Source organism: Bacillus sp. V26, from assembly GCF_034296245.1.
Classification (GTDB): domain Bacteria; phylum Bacillota; class Bacilli; order Bacillales; family Bacillaceae; genus Bacillus; species Bacillus halotolerans.
The window spans coordinates 1,277,970-1,292,510 of the sequence record NZ_JAXKQF010000001.1; the positions used below are offsets into that span (position 1 = coordinate 1,277,970).

The window sequence follows — 14,541 nt, forward strand, 5'->3', positions numbered from 1 at the left end:
GAATCACACCCTCTCTTTTTTCACACAGCTTGTGATGGATGCTGCGATATCTTCCACATGTTTAATTTCATGAATAAGGCCCGCCTTAACGGCTGCTTTCGGCATCCCAAATACAACACAAGATTCTTCAGACTCTGCAATGGTTTTCACATTGCCGGACGCAAGCATGTCCTTAAGACCGGCAGTACCGTCACTGCCCATTCCAGTCATAATGACCGCTACTTTTTCATAGTCTGCAAGTTTGCCGACAGAACGGAACAAGTAGTCTGCTGATGGTTTATGACGGCTTGGCGTATCGTGATTATCAAGAACGATTTTAAGGCCGCCGCTGTTTTTGATAACGGATATGTTTTTTCCCCCCGGAGCTATGTACACACAGCCGTTAAGAGCTGCTTCGCCATCTTTTGCTTCCTTTACATGAATGTCAGACAGATGGTTCAGCCGATCAGCCAGAGAAGCAGTAAAGCCTTCAGGCATGTGCTGTACAACGACTACAGGCGCGTTTAAATCCTTAGGAAGCTTTGGTATCACCTTTTGAAGCGCCCTTGGTCCGCCTGTTGACGTGCCGATACAAACAATATGTCTGCCTGTTCCAGATTTTGACTGACTCACTGCAGGCTTAGCGATGCGTTTAGGCTCAGGCCGAATGACCGCCGGAGCCGCAGCTTTTTGCTGGCCGGAAAGCCCAGCCGCGATGACCCGCTCAACTAATTGTTCTTTAATTTTGTATAAATCTAAAGATATAGAACCAGATGGCTTTGTGATAAAATCAAAGGCGCCTATCTCTAAACAGTTAATCGTACACTCTTTTCCTTGCTGGGTCTGGCTTGAAACCATAATGACCGGCAGCTGATAAAGCTCAATAATTTTCCGCAGTGTGTCTGTTCCATTCATCACCGGCATTTCGATATCAAGTGTGATAACATCCGGTTTCAGCAATTCTATCTTTTTAAGTGCCTCTTCTCCGTTTCTCGCAGTTCCGATTACTTCTATCTGCTTTTCCTCGGTTAGAAAATCACTTATCATTTTTCTCATAAAAGCCGAATCATCAACTACAAGCACACGAATCAAATTAAGCCCTCCTCATTAAAAAAGAAGATAATTTCTCAATAAATGTCTGTTTTTCTTCTTTGTGTCTAGTTTCTTCTCTTTCAAACAAGGCGTCCGCTAGGAGACGGACTGATCGGCTGGCTTTTGCCTGAGGACTTTTTAATAAAAAAGGAACCTGTTCGACAACTGCTTTGCTCACGATCCCGTCGTCAGGGACTGAACCGGCAAACTGAACCGCTTCGCCTAAAAACATGTGAATGGTCCGGGAAAGGCGGGTAAAAGCGTCAAGCCCTTCCTTTTGATCATGGCACCGATTGACAGCTACTTTCATTGAAAGCTGATTTCCTGTCAAAGCTAAATGTTTGACAGCGCTATATGCATCCATAATGGCTGTAGGCTCCGGGGTTGTTATAATCAAAATGTCTTCTGCTGATAAAATAAAAGGCAGCTGGTCTTTTGATAAGCCCGCCCCCATGTCAAACAGTACATAATCGAACTGGCTTAACGCATGAGAAAGCTCATTAGCAAAAAAGGTCCATTTTTTCTGGTCCAGCTGAAACATCACATCCAGCCCAGTTCCGCCAGATATATACCGAAGACCCTTTGGCCCAGTAGATATGGATTGCATAAAAGGCTTGCGCTCAGTTAGAACATCAATAATAGTCGCGGAAGACGAGTTTCCCATTAATATATCAATGTTCCCCATTCCGATATCAAGATCAATAAGCAGTACCTTCTTGCCTTTATCCTGCAGCGCAAGAGCCATATTTAAAGTGATGTTGGATTTTCCGACACCGCCCTTGCCGCTTATGACTGCAAGTGTTTTAGTTTTCTGTGCAAAAACAATCGGCAGATCGCGCTCACGCTTCTTCATTTTCGCCCGTAAAGTTGCTGCTTGGTCAAATCTGTTCATCTGCACAGCATCCCTACAAACTCCCGCGGCGAGACTGTCTGTATATCCTCCGGCACATTCTGGCCGTTTGTGATAAACCCGGCGCCTATCTTTGATTCTGCGAGTATACTGAATACAGAGCCTAAGGAAGCAGTCTCATCTATTTTCGTAAAAATAAACTGATTGACAGGAACAGATGAAAAACGTCTGACAATTTGTTTCATATCTTCATATTTTGCAGTCGCTGACAAAACGAGAAATGACTGAATGCTGCTTTCAAAAGGAATCGTCTCTTTCAGTTCATCGATATATTGCTGTTCTCTGAAGTTTCTTCCTGCTGTATCAATAAATACATGATCATATTCAGCAAATAATTCTTTCGCCCGCTGAAATTCCTCTTTTGTATAACAGACTTCCAGAGGAGCCTGCAGCAGCTCGGCATATGTTTTCAACTGTTCAACTGCTGCAATCCGATAAGTATCTGTTGTAATAAAAGCAATTTTTTTCTGTTTTTCAAGCAGAGAAGACGCTGCTAGTTTTGCAAGCGTTGTTGTTTTACCCGCGCCCGTCGAACCAAACAGCACGATATACTTCGAACGAATGGGCTCCTGCCACTTGTCTGCTGGAGGTAGTGCCTCGCACAGTATATCCTGAAGTTTACCGGCCACGTTTTCTTCTGTCAGTCCGCCCGATTCAACAGAGAATCGCAGTATTTTTTTCATAGTACTGGTCTTAATTGATTCATTAACGCCGGTTTCTCCCAAAAGCTGTTCGGCTTTTCTGAGCGGTTCAGGAAGTACGGATTGATATGCTGAAAAATCACCTGGCTCAGATTGAGCCGGAATTTGAGGGATTATCCTCTCCTCTATTTTCGGACTGCTGACAGGAGGTTTTGATGTTTGTTTCGGCTCTGCTGCCTTTTCAGCTGTTTTTTTCTCAAGAAAATCTTGATCCAATACGGCTATCACTTCAACAGCCGGTTTTTTTAAAAGCCCGAACCATTTACGCTTATTGATTTTTTTGGAATTTAGTATAACCGCTTCATTGCCTAGTTCTTTTCTGATAAGCTGTGCCGCTTCTTGCATTGAAGCAGCAGTAAATTTTTTGATTTTCATTAAATATCCACCACTCCAATGCTTTGAACTTCGACATTAGCCTCAAGCTCGTTATAAGAAAGAACAGGAAGATCCGGAAAATATCGTTCCAGAAGCTGTTTCACATACATCCTTACAGGAGGCGAGCAAAGAAGAATCGCAGTCTCTTGCCGTATTGAGAGCTGTTCGGCTTCTTTTGCAACAGAGCGCACAATGCTTTCCGACACATCTGGTTCAAGCGACAAATAGTTCCCATGTTCTGTTTGCTGTACACCGTCAGCAATTGCCTTTTCTACACGGCCGGAACAAGTGATCACTTTTAACACTTCATTTTCTTTGGCAAACTGGGCAGTAATTTGCTTAGCAAGTGCCTGTCTTGTGTACTCTGTTAAAAGATCAGAGTCCGTTGTCAGTTTTCCGTAATCGGCAAGTGTTTCAAAAATGGTTACCAAATTGCGGATTGAAACTTTTTCTTTTAACAGTTTAGCCAGCACTTTCTGAATATCTCCGACAGATAATGGATTTGGCGTAACCTCTTCCACCAGGACCGGATACGTTTCTTTCAAATGATCAATAAGCTGTTTCGTCTCCTGTCTGCCGATTAATTCATGAGCATGCTGCTTAATTTTCTCTGTAATATGTGTTGAGACAACTGAAGCCGGATCTACAACTGTATAGCCCAGCATGTCAGCTTCATCCTTCACCGATTCGCCAATCCATTTGGCTGGAAGCCCAAACGACGGTTCTACTGTTTCGATCCCTTCAATCAGGTCGTCTTCAGGGGTAGGCGACATTGCTAGATAATGATCTAGTAATAGCTCGCCTTTTGCTACTTCATTTCCTTTAATTTTCAATCGGTATTCATTAGGCTGCAAAGCGATATTGTCTCTGATACGCACGACAGGAATGACAAGCCCAAGTTCCAGCGCCAGCTGACGGCGAATCATCACAATTCGGTCTAATAAATCCCCGCCCTGATTAGCATCCGCCAGCGGAATCAGACCATAGCCAAACTCGAATTCTATCGGATCTATATGCAGAAGCTGCACAACACTTTCGGGGCTTTTGAGCTCGTCAACTTCAGCCTCTTCCTCAAGAATCTCTTCCACTTCTTCTTTTTCCTTACCTGTTTTAGATAGCGTATAACCGCCAAAAGCAAGCAGCCCTGCAAGCGGCCCTGTTAGGAAAATACCAATTGGAGTAAACAAGCCAAGAAGCAGAATAGTTGCTGCTGTAACATATAAGAGCTTTGGATAAGCGAACAGCTGGCCTGTGATGTCATGACCTAAGTTTCCTTCGGAGGCTGCTCTTGTCACGACAATACCTGTAGCTGTAGAAATTAACAGCGCCGGAATTTGCGATACAATTCCATCTCCTACAGTCAGCATCGTAAAATGAGAGGCTGCCTCTTGTATCGCCATGCCTTGCTGCAGCATACCGATAATGATTCCGAAAATGATATTGATCATCACAATAATAATTCCGGCAATTGCATCACCTTTCACAAATTTGCTGGCACCGTCCATCGCACCGTAAAAGTCTGCTTCTCGAGATACTTTTTCACGGCGGTGTTTCGCTTCCTGTTCGTTAATCATGCCTGCGTTTAAATCAGCATCAATACTCATCTGCTTTCCCGGCATTGCATCAAGCGTAAATCTTGCCGCAACCTCGGAAACACGTTCCGCGCCCTTTGTGATGACGATAAACTGAATAATAATTAAGATAATAAATACAACAAGTCCGACTAAAACATTTCCGCCGACAACGAAGTTACCGAAGGTCTCAACAACCTTCCCTCCTTCGCCGTGCGAAAGGATCGAACGCGTCGTTGACACATTCAAGCCCAGACGAAATAAGGTCAAAAGCAGCAGCAGTGACGGAAAAATCGAAAACTGCAGCGGTTCTTGCATATTCATTGTGGTGAGAAGCACGATCAACGCAAGAGAAATATTAATAATGATCAAAATACTTAACAGCCATGGAGGAAATGGTATCACCAGCATTGCCACAATGAGGACAACACTTATTAAAACGGATAAATCTCTTGTTGACATGCTGTTTTTTCTCTCCTTTTGAATCGTAAAATTCAATTTACTTTTTGTTTCGTTTTAAATACGTACGCCAAGATTTCTGCCAAGACTTTAAAAAACTCTTCCGGCACTGCCTGGTCAATTTCAACCTGATCATATAACGCACGGGCAAGCGGCCTGTTTTCTACCATCATGACATCATGCTCTTTAGCAATCTTCCTTATTTTTAATGCAAGGTGGTCAACACCTTTTGCAACAATGTATGGCGCGTCCATTTTTTCTTCGTCATATTTAAGTGCGATCGCATAGTGAGTCGGGTTTGTGATGATGACATCAGCTTTCGGCACTTCCTGCATCATCCGCCTCATCGCCATTTCCCGCTGTCGTTGCTTAATTTTAGACTTAATAATCGGATCTCCCTCAGATTTTTTGTACTCATCTTTTATATCCTGCTTTGACATTTTGATATTTTTCTCATAGTCAAATCTCTGATACAAATAATCGAGTCCGGCAAGAATCAACAAAGCCCCTGCTCCGCTCAGCCCCATCCACAGGGTGAGTTTTGAAACAAAGGAAAGTGCCTCTTCAGGTGTCAGAAGCGGAAGGCGGAGAATTTCTCCATAGTGCATCCAAAGCACAACAAACGCCGCAAACCCTACAACAGCAATTTTCAAAATCGATTTCAGCAGCTCTACAATCGCCCTCATGCTGTATATCCGTTTAAAGCCTTTTATCGGATCCAATTTTTCAAGCTTAGGCTGGATCACTTCCGTAGAAAATAAAAATCCCACCTGCATATAGTTGCTTACAACTCCTGCAACAAGGGCAACAAGCAGAATCGGAGCAAGTACGATGCCAGTATCCTTTAATAAGCTGATAAACAGGATGTGCACATTTGATTCTGAGAGCTTCATTGTGAGTGACTCCGTGTAAAATGTCTCTATAAATGACAGCAGCCGGTCTCTCATATACGGGCCGATCGCAATAAACGAAAGGAAGATGACTAATAACGAAACGGCAGTATTCACATCAGAGCTTTTTGCAACCTGCCCTTTTTTTCTAGTATCCTTCCGTTTTTTCGGAGTGGCTTTCTCTGTTTTTTCTCCCGCAAAAAATTGGAGGTCAATTCTTAGCTTCATTAAGAAACACCGACCAATGCTAAAAGATTCCGCATCGTTTCAATCGTTAAGCCGAAAACATTCCGAACAACGACGAAGATAACGGACATACACACGATGAGCATGATAAAACTGACAGCAATCTTTAAAGGCAGACCGACGACAAATACATTTAATTGCGGAACTGTCCGGGCCACGATGCCTAATGCAAGATCCACAAGAAACAAACTGGCAACAACCGGCGCCGACATTTGAAATGCGATAATAAACATTGCATTAAAGCTTTTGGCGATAAGATAAGCAAACTTTTCATCGCCAAAATTCGGAAATGCCTGATCAACCGAAATATACTGAAAGCTGTAGTAAATACCGTCCAGCAGCAAATGATGCGCATTGACACTCAGCATAAACAAAAGAGCCATCGTATAGATAAACTGGCCGATCAATGGACTCTGTGCGCCCGTTTGCGGATCGATAACGTTCGCAATTGAAAAACCCATCTGAAAATCAATAAACGAACCGGCTATCTGAACAGCAGCAATCATCATATAAGCAATCAAACCAAGACACAGACCCACCAAAGCTTCTTTAAACGCCAGCAGCATATATTGCTCGTCAACCTCCAAAGACGGAGGTTTATCAATCGTACTGAAGCAAATGACTGCAAGAAAAAAAGCAAATCCGATACGATGAACAGCCGGAACGTTTCTGTGGCCGTATAGCGGAACCGTTACAAAAAAAGCAGAGATTCTAATAAAAACCAATAAAAAAGCAGGAAATAAATCAATAATCGAATTCATCACTGTATTACCCTGCAAAACGATTTAAATTAGAAAACAGCTCTGTTGTGAACGAAAGGATGGTCGACAGCATCCATGGCCCGAAAAAAATCAGTGCCAAGAGGACTGCCACGATTTTGGGAATAAACGCCAAAGTCTGTTCCTGGATTTGAGTTGTCGCCTGAAAGATGCTGACGATTAATCCGACCAATAAGGCGATCGCAAGCAGAGGCGCGCTGATCATCAGCGTTACATATACGGCTTTTTCCGCCATAGAAATTACAAATTCTGAATTCACGTTTAGCACCTACCCTAAAAGCTCTGAAGCAAAGATTTCACAATTAAATACCAGCCGTCTACTAAAACAAAAAGTAAAATTTTAAAGGGCAGAGAAATCATAACTGGAGGGAGCATCATCATCCCCATTGACATCAGAACGCTCGCCACTACCATATCAATAATTAAAAAGGGGATAAAAATCATAAAGCCTATTTGAAACGCTGTTTTGAGCTCCGAAATGGCAAAAGCGGGAACCATCGTTGTAAGAGGAATATCTTTTAATGATTCGGGTTTATCCATTTTCGCGTAATTCATAAACAGTGCCAAATCCTTCTGTCTTGTGTGCTTACTCATAAATTCTTTAATCGGTTCCTCAGCTTTTGTATACGCTTCGTCCAAACTGATTTTATTGTCCATCAATGGTGTCAGCGCTTCTTTATTAATCTCTGAAAAAGTAGGAGCCATAATAAAAAATGTTAAAAATAGCGCAAGGCCGATAAGGACCTGGTTGGGCGGCATTGATTGCGTCGCCAGTGAAGTTCTGACAAACGACAGAACGATGACGATGCGGGTAAAACAAGTCATAAGAATCAATATTCCAGGCGCCACTGAAAATACAGTTAACAATAATAGTAATTTAACAGTTGAACTGACGTTACCCGGATCGCTAGAACTGAAAATATTTATAAACTCATTCATGATGACGTGGGCCTTTCTTTTTTCCTTCTGAACGGTTTTGTTTTAGCTCTTCAAGCTGCTCTTTTAATGCTTTTGAAAATGAAGGCAGCTTTTGCTGCGGCTGATTCTCGGAACCCTTTAGGGGTTTGACAAGCTTTTGCCACTCTATTTTGCTTGACATCGCCTCTTCATGCTGGCTGAGTATGACTTCGATTTCCTTTTCATCCTCAATTTCTTTAAGGAGCTGGATCGTCTCTCCTACCCCAACGACGAGAACACTGTTGCCGACTTTAATCAATTGGATAGATCGGTTTTGGCCAACCGATGTTCCGCCGATATTTTCAACATATTGAAAAGGCTTTAGCAGCCGGTTTCTTTTGTTCATAAGCTTAACAAGCCCGTAAATCAGCGCGATGACAAACAATAAAGCGAAAATCATCTTCACAAAATCAAAAGCTGAAACAGAAGGAGCAGCAGCTCCCTCCGTCTCATCAGCAATTTGTGCCGTTTTTTCTTTCTTTTGCTCTGGCTTATCTGCGGTCTTTTCCTCTTTCTTTTGAAACCATTCGTTTACAGTTGAATCATCAGATGCCGCCGCATCAGCAGCAAGCGGATGCACACTGAATAAAATGAAAAAACATATAAAAGCAATGAAACATTGACTCTTTTTCAACAGTCGTACACCCTTTAGCTTAATGTTTTGTTGATTGCTTCAAGCACACGGTCCGCCTGGAAAGGTTTTACGATAAAATCCTTAGCGCCGGCTTGAATAGCATCGATAACCATTGATTGCTGCCCCATGGCAGAACACATAATGATTTTAGCTTGAGCATCAATTTGTTTAATTTCTTTTAGTGCAGTAATACCGTCCATTTCTGGCATTGTGATATCCATTGTAACTAAGTCAGGAGAATGCTCTTTAAATTTTTCTACAGCCTGAGCGCCATTTTCGGCTTCTGCCACTACGTCAAAACCGTTTTTTACCAAAATATCTTTGATCATCATTCTCATAAATGCTGCGTCATCTACAATTAAAATTCTATGTGCCATAATTTTTTTCTCTCTCCTCGTGTTTCTTTATTTTAAATTATTAATGCGTTCTGCCTGGCTTAATATGTCAGTGACCCTTACTCCGAAGTTTTCCTCAATGACCACGACTTCGCCTTTGGCGACAATACGCTGATTCACTAAAATATCTACCGGCTCACCGGCTAATTTATCCAACTCAATAATACTTCCGGCTGAAAGTTCTAAAATTTCTTTTACACTTCTTTTCGTTCTGCCGAGTTCAACAGTGATCGAAAGCGGGATATCCAAAAGCATATCCAGATTGTTTATAGGAGCTTGTGTGCTCTCATTTGGATCAAATGATGAAAATTCCACTGGTGAAACTTGAACAGGCGCGGCTTTCTTCGGTTTCCCCTGCCTTTTAGCCGGCGCTTGCTGCTGTGGTTCGTTCCGCGGCTCGGACATCACAGGCTCTTTCGGCTGTTCATATGTAACCTCAGGCTCCGGCGTTGTTTCTTCAGCTGGACTTTCCTCCGTGTTCATAAGGCTCGAGATCAAATCTTTAGCAAATGTCAGCGGATATAGCTGCATGATGTTAGAGTCTATTAACTCGCCCACCTTCAAGCGGAAAGAAACTTTAACCAGCATTTCATCAGCAGGAATACGGTCTGTACCTTTTTCTTCATTTACATCAAGCAGTTCTACACGCGGGGGTGAAATATCAATTTTTTTACTGAATACAGTAGACATTGACGTTGCTGCCGACCCCATCATTTGGTTCATCGCTTCTTGAACCGCGCTCAAATGGATCTCTCCAAGTGAAGGATCTGCCCCTTTCCCGTCTCCCCCGATCATTAGGTCCGCAATAATCGCCGCGTCACTTTGTTCGACGACTAGCAGGTTGCTGCCGCTGAAACCTTCCGTATAATTCACTTCAATTGCAACATACGGTTCAGGAAACGCATCACTGATTTTGCTTCTTGGGATGACAGTTACGTTTGGAGTCGTAATATCAACTTTTTGATTTAAAAGCGTGGATAAAGCGGTCGCTGAACTGCCGAATGAAATATTTCCGATTTCACCGATCGCATCACGCTCCATGTCCGATAAGTCATGCACTTCCGTAGCCTCAGGCTCGTCAGGTGTGCTGCTCGTGCCGTTAAGAAGCGCGTCAATCTCATCTTGAGATAATCTGTTATTCTCCATCTTGTTCACCTCTTATGTCGTGGTCTAAAATTTGCACTGCCTGTTTTCGATTCACCCGGCCGGCCTGTCCTAAAAATTTCGGCTTATCTCCGACCAATACAGTAAGAGGATCTGTTACTGATTTGTCCAAAGTTATGCAGTCTCCGACTTCTAAACTTAAAAACTCTTCTATTGTCAGTTCAGATGTGCCGAGTTCGGCCACGACAGGTATTTGTGCTGTCATGATACGTTTTTCAAGCGACTTTGTTTCCTCAGGTTTCGGTTCATTTCTTTCTGATTGCATCCAATAATGGACCGAAAGCTTTGGTATGAGCGGCTCGAGGACGATATGCGGGATACAAAGATTAATGACTCCGCTGATTTCGCCGATTTGTGTGTTGAGTGAAATAACAACAACCGTTTCATTAGGAGATACCATCTGAACAAATTGCGGATTCACTTCAAACTCAGTCATTTCGGGTTCAATATCAGCAATGGACTGCCAAGCTTCTTTATAATTTCCCAGTGCATTTTCAAATAAATTAGAAATAATTTTTGTTTCAATTTCTGTTAAACTATCAACCTTATTGTGACTGATCCCGATGCCCCCCATCACACGATCCATCATCGTATAGGCAATTGTCGGGTTAACTTCCATCATAATTCTGCCTTCCATCGGATGGACATCGAATAAATTCAGGATCGTCATATTCGGTATGGATCGGATAAATTCCTCGTATGGAACCTGATCAACAGAGCTGACCGATATATGGATATATGTTCTGAGCTGAGCAGAAAAGTGAGTTGTAAGAAGTCTTGCAAAATTGTCATGAATTCTTGTTAAACTGCGGATTTGGTCTTTAGAAAACCGCAGCGCGCGTTTGAAATCATAAACCTTTACTTTTTTCTCTTTTTCTTCTTTTTTCAGCTCTTCAGCATCCATTTCACCCGTTGATATTGCAGAAAGCAGTGCATCTATTTCATTTTGGGAGAGAACTTCTCCTGACATTTTCCTCACCTCCGTATTCTGTCAAATTATGCTTTATTGCAGATTAAAAGAGGTAATATACACTTTTTCTACTTTTCCTTCTTGGAGGTAGCTATTCACTTTATCTTTTAGTTCCTTCTTAAAGGTTTCTTTTCCCTTGTCTCCCTCAATCTCATCAGCATTCGTATCAGCCAGCAGTGATATAACAGCATCTTTCACTTGAAAATCACGTTTTTCAAGCTCTTCTTTTGATTTATCAGAGTCAGTTTCAAGTTTAATCGCTAAGCGAATAATGTTATCGGACTTTAAATTCGTTGTAATTTCTGCTACATCAACAGAAGATGCAACGATTTCATCAATACTCCGTTTTGCCTCACTTTTTTCGGACTTTCCGCCTAAAACAAAATAAGCCGCCGTCCCGAGAGCACCAATTACGATAAGAATAATTAGTAAAATGATCAATAATTTTTTCTTCATTCCGGTTCCTCTATTCCATGGTCCATTGAAAATATTTGTATTTTTTGATAGAAAGACGCAATCTTCTCCAGAACAGCTTCTTCATTTTCTTTTACTACAAACTTCTTACCGTTCGACAGTGTGATTGTAGTATCCGGAAAGCATTCAATCTGTTCAATAAATAACGCATTCAGCGTAAAGGGCTGCCCATTTAAACGGGTTACTTTAATCATAAAACAGCGGAGAAGCGATTACTCGCCTCCCCTCCCTCCTTAACGTTTAAGGTTTACCAGCTCTTGAAGGATTTCATCCGATGTTGTAATAATCTTGGAGTTTGATTGGAACCCGCGCTGAGCAACAATCATTTCAGTAAACTCGTCTGTTAAATCAACGTTAGACATTTCTATAAATCCTGACTTCAAGGCACCTGTACCGCCATCACCAGGCTGATTAGCTGCACTAGCAGTTCCAGAGTTCAAAGATTCACGATACAAGTTGCTTCCAATTTTATCTAAGCCGTCACTGTTTGCAAAAGTAACAATCCCGATCTGACCGCCATCTTGTGGTTTACCGCCAGCATCAACAATTGACACTTTTCCATCAGATCCGATACTAAAGCTTTGGGCATCTAGAGGAATTTTTATTGTTCCTCCCGTCATATTTAACACATGGTAGCCGTCACCAGTCACCAATGTTCCGGTATTATCTAAATAGAAGTTTCCGGCTCTTGTGTAAGCCGTTCCATCACCTGTATCGATTTGAAAATAACCGTCGCCGTCAATCGCTAAATCAAGCGTTCTTCCTGTGCTTTGTGTCGCGCTTGTTGAATGGATGGTATCAATTGTGCCAGATGATGAACCTAAACCGATCTGCTTAGAGTTTGTTCCGCCGATTGTTGCACCAGCAGCAGAACCGCCGGCAATCGTTTGACTTACCATATCTTTAAAGGTAACCCGGCTCTTTTTGAATCCCACTGTATTCACGTTGGCAATGTTATTGCCGATAACATCAAGTTTTGTTTGAAAGTTTTTCATACCGCTAATTCCAGAATAAAGTGAACGTAACATAATATATTCCCCCAGATGTTTTTATTTAGATGATTGTCCCACAGACATGACATTCGCCGGACTGATCTCGGTCCCATCATCAAGAACGAGATAATAATTTCCTTTAGAATGTTTAACAGAGCTTACTGTGCCTGTTTTATCTGTCGCACTTTTACCATCAGTCCAAGATACTTCTTTTCCCATCCAATCAACATACGTTGTAAACGGATCTTGGTTTTCAACGAATTTAGTCATCGTCGTATTCAGATTCATCATCTGTTCCAGGCTTGAAAAAGTCGCCATCTGGCTGATAAATTCTTTGTCATCAACCGGATTAAGCGGATCTTGGTTTTGGACTTGAGTCATTAATATTTTTAAAAACTCGTCTTTTCCCAGGCTGCTGTTGCTTGCAGCGGCAGTGCTGCTTGTTTTTTCAGGCAATTTATATTCTGAGCTTATTGATGCCATTCTTCTTCCTCCAATTCAGCCATTGACACTTCATCAAGCAAGTCTCCAAACTCGTTTGATTGCTTTTTCTGTCTTTGCTGCTTCTGTCCCTCTTGCTGCTGTTTCTGTTCATCAGCAAGCTGGCCATATATCGGCTGGTCTCCGCTTTGAATCGGCAATGTAAAACGGTCTACTTGGACAGCCATATTCGGCAGTGATTGCTTCAGCTGAGGCAGATGTTGTTCGAGCAGCTCTTTTGCAGATTGGCTGGATGCAATGATTTTACTCTGGAACATTCCATTTTCATTTGTCAGCTTAATTGTGACAAATCCTAAATGTTCAGGGTTCAGCCGAATTGTAAAACTGCCGGTTGACCTCCCAAAGGGTGTATATTTCATCTGCTTCCATGCACTGATCACTTGATCAGCAACGGTTTTCGTTTCGGCTGCATGCAAATCAGATGAGAGCTGCAAATCCAGTGCCTGAACTCCTCCGGTGCTCCGGTAGCCTGAAAACATCATTTGAATTCCTGACTTACTATCTATGGGCTGAATACTTACAGAGGAATCTGCCGTACTTTTATTACCTGATGTCAGAGTGTCCGGCGAAAGGGCACGTTTTCCGACCTCTAGTGACGATTCGGATGATTTCGATAACAAAAAAGCTTTCAGCTGACTTTCAGCTATATTCCATTCCTTCGTCCCTTTTTGAGGAAGCACTGACATCTGTTCCATTAAGCTTTGAAAACTTTTCAGCTCTGACTTTGACATCGTATAAAGCTTTGAACTTGACTCGTCTTTTGTAAATATCTGCTGTTTAAGATCCTGAATAAGCTGTTCCGATATGCCCTTTTTATCTAATGCCGAAAGAAATTCATCTCCATTTTTGTAGACAGTATGAGCTTGATGATCACGGTCAGTCATTTTATTTCCTTCTAAAAGCTGACTGATAAGCATTTGGATATGAATAAGCGTTTTAACATCTTCTGCTGATGCCTCATTTCCCTGAACTTCTTGCTCTCTGTCAGACTTGAATTCATCAGTAGCGGCATCACCAGCTGAATTCTTTGCAGTCAGAGCAGTTTTCTCTTCAGAAATGGTTTTGTCTGCAAGTATTTGCCCCATGTGCAGTTGATCAGTTCCGTCAGCCAATTTTAATTCAACTGCTTGCAGCAGGTTCTGTAACATTTGCTGAGCGGATTCATCCAGCTGCTTTCCTGTTAGTTTACTTAACGTTTGCAGAAGATCGGCTTTTTGCTTGTCTTGGTTTTCAGGAGTTGCATTTAGCCAATCACTGATCTTTTTACATGCATCTTTTAAAAGCTGATCGTCAGTCAGAGTCCCATTTCCTTGTGATGAAGGTTCTTTCGAGCCGGCTTCAGACATAAGCCAATTTTGAAAAACTCCCTGGCTATTTTTGATTGATTTAGCAGCTGTCCCTGCTGTAGTTTGCAGCCGAGGTCCGGCTAATTCAAGCAGCTTCACCTTTATT

Annotated in this window: 17 protein-coding genes; all 17 read right to left on the bottom strand. The window is 42.2% G+C overall.

Annotation, left to right across the window (positions count from 1 at the left end; translation table 11 throughout):
• Positions 1-3 precede the first annotated feature (3 nt).
• From cheB to UJ203_RS06550, 17 genes are read right to left on the bottom strand one after another with little or no spacing between them, the layout of a single operon-like run.
• Positions 4-1,071 (bottom strand): protein-glutamate O-methylesterase CheB, encoded by a 1,068-nt coding sequence (gene cheB / locus UJ203_RS06470; RefSeq protein ID WP_044155877.1) that lies wholly within the window; start codon positions 1,069-1,071, stop codon positions 4-6.
• Between the two features lies 1 nt (position 1,072).
• Positions 1,073-1,969, bottom strand: coding sequence for a MinD/ParA family protein (locus tag UJ203_RS06475; RefSeq protein WP_322009238.1), 897 nt, complete (start codon positions 1,967-1,969; stop codon positions 1,073-1,075).
• Positions 1,960-3,057 (bottom strand): flagellar biosynthesis protein FlhF, encoded by a 1,098-nt coding sequence (locus UJ203_RS06480; protein WP_254503459.1) that lies wholly within the window; start codon positions 3,055-3,057, stop codon positions 1,960-1,962. The genes UJ203_RS06475 and UJ203_RS06480 overlap by 10 nt, the downstream gene beginning before the upstream one ends.
• Positions 3,057-5,090, bottom strand: a complete 2,034-nt coding sequence (gene flhA / locus UJ203_RS06485; protein ID WP_322009242.1) for a flagellar biosynthesis protein FlhA — start codon at positions 5,088-5,090, stop codon at positions 3,057-3,059. The genes UJ203_RS06480 and flhA overlap by 1 nt, the downstream gene beginning before the upstream one ends.
• A 32-nt stretch (positions 5,091-5,122) precedes the next feature.
• Entirely contained in the window at positions 5,123-6,205 is a 1,083-nt protein-coding gene (flhB, locus tag UJ203_RS06490; RefSeq protein WP_024121408.1) for a flagellar biosynthesis protein FlhB, read from the bottom strand.
• Positions 6,205-6,984 (bottom strand): flagellar biosynthetic protein FliR, encoded by a 780-nt coding sequence (gene fliR, locus UJ203_RS06495; RefSeq protein WP_024121407.1) that lies wholly within the window; start codon positions 6,982-6,984, stop codon positions 6,205-6,207. The genes flhB and fliR overlap by 1 nt, the downstream gene beginning before the upstream one ends.
• Positions 6,985-6,991: 7 nt before the next feature.
• Positions 6,992-7,261 (bottom strand): flagellar biosynthesis protein FliQ, encoded by a 270-nt coding sequence (gene fliQ, locus UJ203_RS06500; protein WP_010334259.1) that lies wholly within the window; start codon positions 7,259-7,261, stop codon positions 6,992-6,994.
• A gap of 14 nt (positions 7,262-7,275) precedes the next feature.
• Positions 7,276-7,941, bottom strand: coding sequence for a flagellar type III secretion system pore protein FliP (fliP, locus tag UJ203_RS06505; RefSeq protein WP_024121406.1), 666 nt, complete (start codon positions 7,939-7,941; stop codon positions 7,276-7,278).
• Entirely contained in the window at positions 7,934-8,593 is a 660-nt protein-coding gene (gene fliZ, locus UJ203_RS06510) for a flagella biosynthesis regulatory protein FliZ (protein WP_322009246.1), read from the bottom strand. Before fliZ ends, fliP begins: the two co-directional genes overlap by 8 nt.
• 14 nt (positions 8,594-8,607) lie before the next feature.
• Positions 8,608-8,970 (bottom strand): chemotaxis protein CheY, encoded by a 363-nt coding sequence (cheY, locus tag UJ203_RS06515; RefSeq protein ID WP_010334256.1) that lies wholly within the window; start codon positions 8,968-8,970, stop codon positions 8,608-8,610.
• Between the two features lie 27 nt (positions 8,971-8,997).
• Positions 8,998-10,134, bottom strand: coding sequence for a flagellar motor switch phosphatase FliY (fliY, locus tag UJ203_RS06520; protein ID WP_202853055.1), 1,137 nt, complete (start codon positions 10,132-10,134; stop codon positions 8,998-9,000).
• A complete protein-coding gene (gene fliM / locus UJ203_RS06525; RefSeq protein ID WP_010334255.1) occupies positions 10,124-11,122 on the bottom strand; it encodes a flagellar motor switch protein FliM in 999 nt (332 codons plus the stop codon). Before fliM ends, fliY begins: the two co-directional genes overlap by 11 nt.
• Before the next feature lie 33 nt (positions 11,123-11,155).
• On the bottom strand, positions 11,156-11,578 hold the full coding sequence (gene fliL, locus UJ203_RS06530; protein ID WP_202853056.1) for a flagellar basal body-associated protein FliL: 423 nt from the start codon (positions 11,576-11,578) through the stop codon (positions 11,156-11,158).
• Entirely contained in the window at positions 11,575-11,790 is a 216-nt protein-coding gene (locus tag UJ203_RS06535; RefSeq protein WP_202853057.1) for a flagellar FlbD family protein, read from the bottom strand. The genes fliL and UJ203_RS06535 overlap by 4 nt, the downstream gene beginning before the upstream one ends.
• 39 nt (positions 11,791-11,829) lie before the next feature.
• Positions 11,830-12,624, bottom strand: coding sequence for a flagellar basal body rod protein FlgG (gene flgG / locus UJ203_RS06540; protein WP_024121402.1), 795 nt, complete (start codon positions 12,622-12,624; stop codon positions 11,830-11,832).
• Between the two features lie 21 nt (positions 12,625-12,645).
• A complete protein-coding gene (gene flgD, locus UJ203_RS06545) occupies positions 12,646-13,071 on the bottom strand; it encodes a flagellar hook assembly protein FlgD (protein ID WP_322009254.1) in 426 nt (141 codons plus the stop codon).
• The gene (locus UJ203_RS06550) at positions 13,059-14,534 is read right to left on the bottom strand and encodes a flagellar hook-length control protein FliK (protein WP_322009256.1); all 1,476 of its coding nucleotides are present in this window, start codon (positions 14,532-14,534) and stop codon (positions 13,059-13,061) included. The genes flgD and UJ203_RS06550 overlap by 13 nt, the downstream gene beginning before the upstream one ends.
• Positions 14,535-14,541 lie beyond the last annotated feature (7 nt).

What these genes read in the sequence shown, in the direction of transcription:
- UJ203_RS06480 (WP_254503459.1), bottom strand. Translation starts at nt 3,057, where the DNA reads ATGAAAATCAAAAAATTTACTGCTGCTTCAATGCAAGAAGCGGCACAG.
- fliR (WP_024121407.1), bottom strand. Translation starts at nt 6,984, where the DNA reads ATGAATTCGATTATTGATTTATTTCCTGCTTTTTTATTGGTTTTTATT.
- flhB (WP_024121408.1), bottom strand. Translation starts at nt 6,205, where the DNA reads ATGAAGCTAAGAATTGACCTCCAATTTTTTGCGGGAGAAAAAACAGAG.
- flgG (WP_024121402.1), bottom strand. Translation starts at nt 12,624, where the DNA reads ATGTTACGTTCACTTTATTCTGGAATTAGCGGTATGAAAAACTTTCAA.
- fliP (WP_024121406.1), bottom strand. Translation starts at nt 7,941, where the DNA reads ATGAATGAGTTTATAAATATTTTCAGTTCTAGCGATCCGGGTAACGTC.
- flhA (WP_322009242.1), bottom strand. Translation starts at nt 5,090, where the DNA reads ATGTCAACAAGAGATTTATCCGTTTTAATAAGTGTTGTCCTCATTGTG.
- UJ203_RS06535 (WP_202853057.1), bottom strand. Translation starts at nt 11,790, where the DNA reads ATGATTAAAGTAACCCGTTTAAATGGGCAGCCCTTTACGCTGAATGCG.
- fliM (WP_010334255.1), bottom strand. Translation starts at nt 11,122, where the DNA reads ATGTCAGGAGAAGTTCTCTCCCAAAATGAAATAGATGCACTGCTTTCT.
- fliL (WP_202853056.1), bottom strand. Translation starts at nt 11,578, where the DNA reads ATGAAGAAAAAATTATTGATCATTTTACTAATTATTCTTATCGTAATT.
- cheY (WP_010334256.1), bottom strand. Translation starts at nt 8,970, where the DNA reads ATGGCACATAGAATTTTAATTGTAGATGACGCAGCATTTATGAGAATG.
- flgD (WP_322009254.1), bottom strand. Translation starts at nt 13,071, where the DNA reads ATGGCATCAATAAGCTCAGAATATAAATTGCCTGAAAAAACAAGCAGC.
- fliY (WP_202853055.1), bottom strand. Translation starts at nt 10,134, where the DNA reads ATGGAGAATAACAGATTATCTCAAGATGAGATTGACGCGCTTCTTAAC.